The 5,960-nt window shown below is 76.1% G+C and carries 5 protein-coding genes and 1 pseudogene; 2 read left to right on the forward strand and 4 right to left on the reverse strand.

Going from position 1 to position 5,960, the window contains the following annotated elements:
- On the forward strand, nucleotides 1-596 hold a 596-nt coding region (locus tag ACOJTC_RS00410; RefSeq protein WP_420115290.1), incomplete at its 5' end, for an RICIN domain-containing protein.
- Nucleotides 597-630: 34 nt separating this feature from the next.
- On the opposite strand, the gene ACOJTC_RS00415 is transcribed toward ACOJTC_RS00410, so the two are convergent.
- On the reverse strand, nucleotides 631-1,926 hold the full coding sequence (locus ACOJTC_RS00415; protein ID WP_420115293.1) for an MFS transporter: 1,296 nt from the start codon (nucleotides 1,924-1,926) through the stop codon (nucleotides 631-633).
- A gap of 73 nt (nucleotides 1,927-1,999) precedes the next feature.
- On the opposite strand from ACOJTC_RS00415, the gene ACOJTC_RS00420 reads away from it, so the two are divergent.
- A complete protein-coding gene (locus ACOJTC_RS00420) occupies nucleotides 2,000-3,031 on the forward strand; it encodes a GlxA family transcriptional regulator (protein ID WP_420115291.1) in 1,032 nt (343 codons plus the stop codon).
- Here the strand turns inward: ACOJTC_RS00420 and ACOJTC_RS00425 are convergent.
- The 3 genes and pseudogenes from ACOJTC_RS00425 to ACOJTC_RS00435 all read right to left on the reverse strand — a co-directional run.
- Nucleotides 2,996-3,463: a hypothetical protein gene (locus tag ACOJTC_RS00425; protein WP_204927287.1), complete on the reverse strand. Its 468-nt coding sequence runs from the start codon at nucleotides 3,461-3,463 to the stop codon at nucleotides 2,996-2,998. The genes ACOJTC_RS00420 and ACOJTC_RS00425 overlap by 36 nt on opposite strands.
- Nucleotides 3,464-3,554: 91 nt before the next feature.
- Nucleotides 3,555-5,510, reverse strand: coding sequence for a VWA domain-containing protein (locus ACOJTC_RS00430; RefSeq protein WP_420115292.1), 1,956 nt, complete (start codon nucleotides 5,508-5,510; stop codon nucleotides 3,555-3,557).
- A 2-nt stretch (nucleotides 5,511-5,512) separates the two neighbouring features.
- Nucleotides 5,513-5,960 (reverse strand): annotated as a pseudogene (locus ACOJTC_RS00435) (magnesium chelatase); the annotation flags it as partial.

A 5,960-nucleotide genomic window follows, 5' to 3' on the forward strand; every position in this document is an offset into this window, starting at 1 on the left:
TACTGCTGGGGGTCTTCTTCGCCACCGGCGTGCTCGGCGGTGGCGGCTCCCCGCCGCCGGTGGTGCCGGCCGCCGCCGCGCCGACCCCGGCCGCCCCGACCCCGGCGGCCCCGACGACCGGCCCGCCGGCCACGACCACGCCGCCGCCCAGCCCGACCCCGCCGCCCACCACCCCGGCCACGGTCACCGGGCCGGTCGTGTTGCGGGCGGTCACCTCCGGCCTCTGCGTCGGCACCGACGGCGCGGGCGAGACGGCCACCGCCGAACTGGCCGTCTGCACCGGCGGCGCGGAGCAGCAGTGGGTCGCCAACCCGGTCGCGCCCGATCTGGTGACGCTCACCAACGCCGGGCACGGCCAGTGCCTCGACGTCGACAGCGGCAGCAGCGACGACGGCGCCCGGCTCCAGCAGTTCGGCTGTCACGGGCAGGCCAACCAGCAGTGGCGGGTGACCCCGGTCGGCACCGGTCCGGTCCTGCTGGTCGGCGTCGGGTCGGGCAAGTGCGCGCAGGTCCGCGACGACGGCACGGCCCCCGGCGACGACCTGGTGCAGGCCACCTGCACCGCCGCCGCCGGCCAGCAGTGGACCCTCGGCTGAGCACGTCCGGCAGGCGGGGGACGGCCCGCGCCGGTCAGCCCCGGTAGCTCCAGGCCCCGGCGGGCCGGGCCGGCGTCAGGACCGGCACCTGCGCCGCGCGACGGCGGCGCAGCAGCAGCGACAGCAGCCCGGCGCCGATGGACAGTGCCCCGGCCGCGTACCAGGCCGGCGCGTAGTCACCGAGCCGGTCGCGGACCAGGCCGGCGGCGGTCGCCGCGAACGCCGCCCCGAACTGGTGCGCGGCGAACACCCAACCGAAGACCACCGCCGCCGAGTCGCCGAAGTACTCCCGGCACAGCGCCACCGTCGGCGGCACGGTCGCCACCCAGTCCAGGCCGTAGAAGACGACGAAGACCAGCATGCTCGGCCCGGTGCCCCCCGTGAACAGGGCGGGCAGCAGCAACAGCGACAGCCCGCGCAACCCGTAGTAGCCGGCCAGCAGCAGCCGGCTGTCCATCCGGTCGGTGAGCCAGCCCGAGGCGAGGACGCCGACGATGTCGAAGAGCCCGACCAGGGCGAGCAGGCCCGCCGCCGTGGTCTGCGGCATGCCGTGGTCGTGGGCGGCCGGCACGAAGTGGGTGCCGACCAGACCGTTGGTGGTCGCCCCGCAGATCGCGAAGCCCCCCGCGAGCAGCCAGAACGGGCGGGTCCGGGCGGCGGCGGTGAACGCGGCCACCGCCCGCGCGGCGGCCCCGCCGGCCGACGGCGGCCGGGGCGTCACCTTGGTCGCGCCGTAGGCGGGCAGGCCGAGATCCGCCGGGTGCTCCCGCAGCCACCGGGCCACCAGCGGGACCACCGCGAGCGCCGCCCCGGCCACCACCAGCGCCGCCGCGCGCCAGCCGTGGTCGCGGACCAGCACCGCGAGCAGCGGCAGGAAGACCAGCTGGCCGGCGGCCCCACCGGCGGTGAGCACCCCGGTGACCAGCCCCCGGCGGTGGACGAACCAGCGCCCGGTGACGGTGGCGACGAACGCCAGCGCCATCGACCCGGTGCCCAGCCCGACCAGGACGCCCCAGCAGAGGATGAGTTGCCAGCTCGCCGTCATGAAGACGGTCAGGCCGCTACCGAGCGCCACCAGCGCCAGCGCGCCGGCCACCACCCGGCGGATGCCGAAGCGGTCCATGAGGGCGGCGGCGAACGGCGCGGTCAGGCCGTAGAGCAGCAGGTTGACCGAGACGGCGGCGGAGATGGTGGCCAGCGGCCAGCGGAACTCGGCGTGCAGCGGGTGCAGCAGCACCGACGGGGTGGCGCGGAAGCCGGCCGCGCCGACCAGCGCGACGAAGGCGACGGCGGCCACGGTCCAGGCCGGGTGGAGACGACGGGCTCGGATCACGCTCCGAGTCTCGGACATGCTCCGGCGGGCGACGAGTGGCCGGAAAGCCATGGTGCGCAATAATCGGGCCATGACCATCAGGCCGCACCGGATCGGCGTGCTCGCCCTCGACGGCGTGGTCGGCCTCGACCTGGGCACCCCGGCCCAGGTCTTCGGGGCCGCCCGCACCGCCGACCGACTCCCGCTCTACACCGTCGACACCTGCACCCCGGGCGGCCGGCCGGTCCGCAGCTCCGCCGGCTTCCGGGTCCTCCCCGACCACGGGCTCGACCTGCTGGCCACCGTGGACACGGTGGTCGTGCCCGGCCTGCACGCCGGCCCGCCGATGACCGACGGCACGATCGATCCGGCGGTCTCCGGCGCGCTGCGCGACGCCCACCGCCGGGGCGTACGGATCATGTCGATCTGCACGGGCGCGTTCGCGCTGGCCGCCGCCGGTCTGCTCGACGGGCACCGGGCCACCACCCACTGGGCGCACGCCGACCGGTTCCGCCGGCTGTACCCGCAGGTCGACCTCGACCCGGACGTGCTGTTCATCGACTCCGGCCGGGTGCTCACCTCGGCCGGGGTGGCCGCCGGCATCGACCTGTGCCTGCACGTCGTGCGCGGCGATCACGGCAGCGAGGTGGCCAACCGGGCGGCCCGCCGGTGCGTGGTGCCACCCTGGCGCGACGGCGGCCAGGCCCAGTACATCGAGCGGCCCGTACCGCGCACCCCGGCCAGCGGCACCGCGGCCACCCGCGAGTGGGCCCGGCAGCGGCTGCACGAACCGGTCGCCCTGCGGGAGCTGGCCGCCCACGCCCGGATGAGCGTGCGTACCTTCACCCGGCACTTCCGCTCCGAGACCGGGCTGAGCCCGGCGCAGTGGCTGCTCCAGCAGCGCACCGACCACGCCCGGCTGCTCCTGGAGACCACCGACCTGGCCATCGACCAGGTGGCCCGGCGGGCGGGCTTCGGCACCACCGCCGCCCTGCGCCAACACCTGAACACCCGGATCGGCGTCTCCCCCTCGGTCTACCGGCGCACCTTCCGCCGTACCCCCGCCGCCGGAGCGTCCGGGGCGGAGTCAGGCGGGCTGCGGCTGGTCGCGGAGCATCCGTAGCTGTGCCAGGTGCCGGGGCAGGTGCACCCGGGCGTGCAGGTCGAGGGTGCGCGACCATGGCAGCGGCTCGTCGACGACCAGGTCGAAACCCTCCCGCAGGTGCGTCTCGACCGGGGTGTCGGCGGCCGGGCCGAGCCGGTCCACCAGGCCGCAGAGCCGGCCGCTGGTGGCCCGCAGCAGGGTGGCCAGGCCGGGCAGCCCGCCACACTCGGCGACCAGGGCGTCCAACTCGGGCCGGTGCACCCCGGTCAGGTCGTAGTAGGCGAACGGCGCCCCGGCCAGCACCGCCTCGGTCGCCTCGCTCATCAACTCGTCGTTGGCGACCAGGTGCGCCACGATCCGCTCCGCGTCCCACCCGCCCGGCGGGGCCGGCCGGAACCCGCCCGCCTCGACCTCGGCGAGCAGGCTCCGGTAGACCGCACGCAGCTCCACACCCCCAGTCAACCCCGTACCGCCGGGTCGGGTGGACGGTTGCCGCCCGGGTCCCCCGGACGGACGGTCCGCCCCCACGGACCGGCCGCGGTCAGCGCCCGGAGCTGCGGCGGGAACGGAGGTAGTCGGAGACCACGTACTCGCCCAGGTCACCCAGGTCGGGGGTGAACAGGCGGCCCCGGGAACGGCGGGCCACCGCGTCCATGAACCGGCGCAGGCCCGGGTCCTCACCGAGCAGGAAGAGGTTGAGCGTGACCCCGGCCCGGGCCAGCCGGTCCACCTCGTGGATGGTCGCCTCGACCGTCTCCGGCAGCGACGGCCAGTGGAAGTACGCCTCACCGTCGTCCGGGTCGAGGTGGGCGGTCGGCTCGCCGTCGGTGACCACCAGCACCACCGGCTCGGCCCCCGGATGCCGGCGCAGGTGCCGACCGGCCAGCCGCAGTGCGTGCTGAAGGTTGGTGCCCTGCCGCAGGTCCGGCTCCACCGCCGCCAGCTCCTGCTGGGTCAACGGCACCGCCTCCAGGCCGAACCCGACGATCTGCAACGCGTCCTGCGGGAACCGGGTCGCCATCAGGTGCGACAGCGCCAGCGCCGTCTGCTTCATCGGCCCCCACCGCCCCTGCGACACCATCGAGTACGACAGGTCCACGCACAGCGCCACCGCCGCCGACGCCCGCCGTTCCGTCTCCACCACCTCGAAGTCCTCGACGGCGAGTTGCAGCGGCACGGTGGGGCCGGCCCGACGCACCGCCCGGGTGAGCGTGCGCACCACGTCCAGGGGCTGCTCGTCGCCGTACTCCCACTGCCGGGACGCCCCGCTGACCTCGCCGGCCGCCCCGGCCGTACGCAGGTCGTGCTGGCCGCGCGGGCCGGCGGTGAGGTCGGCGAAGACCCGGCGCAGCGCGGTGCCGGCGAGTCGACGCAGCGCCTTCGGGCTGAGCGTCAACCCGTCGGCGTCCCGGCTCACCCAGCCCTGCCGGCGCAGCTCCCGCTCCAGCTCCCGCAACCGGCGTACGTCGTCGGCGGCGTCGCGGCCCAGCGTCCGGGCGACCGCGTCGACGTCCACGTCGTCCAGGGTGGCCCCCGGGTGCTCCTGGTCGAGGGAGTCGAGCAGCTCGTCCAGCTCGGCGATCTCGTCCAGCGCGCCGGTGGCCTCGCCGTAGCCGAGCGGCTGATCACCCCGGATTCGCTCGCCGCGCTGCCAGTTCAGGTCGGGGCGCAGCGCACGCAGATGGTCGTCGAGCGCGGACAGCTCACCGGCGAGCCGGTCACCGAGCGACTGCCGCATCAGCCCGGCCAGCTCCTCGCGCTGCCGGTCGGACAGCGACCGCATCAGCCGCTCCCCCGCCGCCGCCCGCCGGGCCAGCACGTCGACCAACTCGTCGACGGTGCGCGGCTGCTCCGGGAAGAACTCGCCGTGCCGGCGCATGAACTCGGCGAACGCGTCGGTGGTGTCCTCCGCGCGGGCGTGCCGGGCCAGCAGGTCGTTGAGGTCGCGCATCATCTCGGCGAGCTGCGCCTGCACGGCCGGGTCACCGGCGGCCCGCGCGGCATCGCGCAGCCCGGCGAACCGCTGCTCCAGCACCTCACCGCGCAGCCCGTCGAGAATCCGCTGGTACGCCTGCCGGGCCTCGTCGCTGGTCCACCGGTAACCGGCCAGTTCCTGCACCGCGCGGGCGGTGGAGCGGGGCAGGTTGTCCAGCACCGTCTCGGCGAACCGGGCGTCGTCGTCGGTGCGCCCGCGCAGCGCGTCCCGTTCCGCCGCGAGGGCCTGGTCGAGCAGCGCCCGGGACCGGGTCACCGCGCCGTCCAGGTCGCCCCGGCGCAGCGCCTCCCGCCGCAGCCGGCGGGCGCGGGCGGCCAGGTCGTCCAGGCCGCCCCGGTTGTTCGGGCCCCGGCGCAGCAGGTCGCGCAGCGCCTCCCGCAGGCTGCCGCCGGCCAGCACCTCCGCGCCGACGGAGTCCACGGCGGCACGCACGTCGTACGGCGGGGCGAGCGGGTCGGGACCGCCCTGCCACTGGCCGTACCGGAACCGGTTGCCGGCCATGCTCAGCTCCGACCGCCGTAGACGGTACGACCCGACTCGGTGACGTCCTTGCCGAGCCGGCGGGTCAGGTGCAGCCCCTCCAGCACGAACTCGACCCCGGCGGCGGCCTGCTCCGGGGTGGGCGCGTCACCCAGCCCCAACCGGTCAAGCGCCTTGGCCAGCCCCGGCACGGTGCCGACCTGGCGCAGCAGTTCCGCCGCGGCGACCAGCTCACCGGTCTCGATCACCGCCCCCTCGGCGACCAGCGCGGTGAACCCGGAGAGGTCCAGTCCGGCCAGCCGGGCCCGGAACGTCTCGGCGGTGGCGGTGCGCAGCAGGTGGGCCAGGATCTCGGTCTCCCGCCCCTCCTCGCCGCTCTCGAACTCGACCTTGCCGCGCAGGGTGGAGGTGACCGACACGGTGTCGCAGATCCGGGCGACCGCCTCGGTCTCGGCGCGCAGCCCGAACCGG

Source organism: Micromonospora sp. (assembly GCF_048594385.1).
Classification (GTDB): Bacteria; Actinomycetota; Actinomycetes; order Mycobacteriales; family Micromonosporaceae; genus Micromonospora; species Micromonospora wenchangensis.

Coding starts and splice junctions, on each gene's coding strand:
- ACOJTC_RS00420 (WP_420115291.1), top strand. CDS start 2,000: ATGACCATCAGGCCGCACCGGATCGGCGTGCTCGCCCTCGACGGCGTG.
- ACOJTC_RS00430 (WP_420115292.1), bottom strand. CDS start 5,510: ATGGCCGGCAACCGGTTCCGGTACGGCCAGTGGCAGGGCGGTCCCGAC.